Here is a 1,452-nt window from a genome sequence, read left to right on the forward strand (position 1 = left end):
AGATTGAATCAGATGGGATATTCGGCTTGAGCCCCATCTTCGACGGTGATGGACGGAGGTGCTGCGCTCCGAGCTGATGATAGAACGTGGTCTGCAGCTACAGCCACAAGCATCAGGAAAGGAAACGCAGCATGAAGCATTATGCCGGATTGGATATCTCGGTAAAAGAGACCGCCGTTTGCATTGTCGATGAAACTGGCAAGATCTGCCGCGAGGTCAAGGTGGTCAGCCACCCCGACGACCTCACCGCGGTTCTGAAAGATCCCGCCTTGCGCATCGAGCGGATCGGGCTCGAGGCCGGACCGTTGTCGCAATGGCTGTTCGAAGGCCTGGCCAGGGCCGGTTTGCCGGCAATCTGCATCGAGACCCGACACACCAAGGCATTCCTCAAGGCGCGGCCGAACAAGACGGATCGCAATGATGCGCGCGGCATCGCACAGATGATGCGCGTCAACCTGTTCCGCCCGGTGCATGTCAAGACGCTGACGAGCCAGAAGCGCCGCGCGCTGCTGACGGCGCGCAAGCTGCTGCAGGACAAGGCCCTCGCCATCGAGAACGACCTGCGCGGCCTGTTGCGCAATTTTGGGCTCAAGGTTGGCGTCGTCGGGACCGTCAAGTTTGAGGATCGGATTCGCGAGCTCGTCGAAGGACGCTGTGAACTGGCCGAAATTGTCACGCCGCTGCTGGAGGCGCGCTGCAAGCTGCGAGAACAGTTTACAGTTCTACATCGCAGACTTCTGAGAATCGTGCGGGACGATGAGGTCTGTCGGCGCTTGATGACGATCTCCGGCGTTGGTCCTGTGGTGGCGCTGGCTTATACCGCGACGATCGACATTCCACAGCGATTCAGAAACTCCAAAACGGTGGGGTTCATCCTGGGACTGACGCCGGTGCTCAACCAATCAGGTGAAAGTCACCGCGTCGGTCGCGTCTCGCTGTGCGGCGACGGGATGATGCGCACCTTGCTCTACGAAGCCGCCCAAGTGATGCTAACGCGCGTCAAGAAGTGGTCATGGCTGAAGGCGTGGGCGATGAATGTCGCCAAGCGGTGCGGTCTGCGAAAAGCGATCGTGGCACTCGCCCGCCGGCTGGCGGTCATCATGCACCGCATGTGGGTGGACGGCACCGAATTCCGCTGGACGCGGGAGGCCTCGCCAGCCGCTATCTGACCGGGAAGGCCGTAAGGAGAGAGACAAGTTCCGCCACCGGCGGAAGCACGTCCTTCGCGGGACGATGGATGAGGCGAGTTCGTTGAAGCACTCGGACCGGTCGCTCACTGCAGCCGATCAGGCCGCGAATCAGATTGTGCCGCTTCATTCTCCTGATCCCATGCTGGGAGGGCTAAAGCCGATCCCGTAGAGAAGCGAGGCCCCGCGAAAGACGTCAAACGCCGGAGAAGCCGCAAGCTCGAAAGCGCTTGACCTCAACATGCCGAATAGAGAAGTGCTTCAG

1 protein-coding gene is annotated in these 1,452 nt (G+C 60.4%); it reads left to right on the forward strand.

All coding sequences use genetic code 11. The annotated features are described in order from the left end of the window. The first annotated feature begins 131 nt into the window (after positions 1-131). Positions 132-1,169, forward strand: coding sequence for an IS110 family RNA-guided transposase (locus NKJ40_RS31730; RefSeq protein ID WP_352469383.1), 1,038 nt, complete (start codon positions 132-134; stop codon positions 1,167-1,169). The last annotated feature ends 283 nt before the right edge of the window (positions 1,170-1,452 follow it).

Origin of the sequence: Mesorhizobium sp. M0119 (genome assembly GCF_040322615.1) — a bacterium.
In the GTDB taxonomy this organism is placed as follows: Bacteria; Pseudomonadota; Alphaproteobacteria; order Rhizobiales; family Rhizobiaceae; genus Mesorhizobium.

Excerpts from the sequence above, each read along its gene's own strand:
- NKJ40_RS31730 (WP_352469383.1), top strand. The coding sequence starts at position 132 with ATGAAGCATTATGCCGGATTGGATATCTCGGTAAAAGAGACCGCCGTT.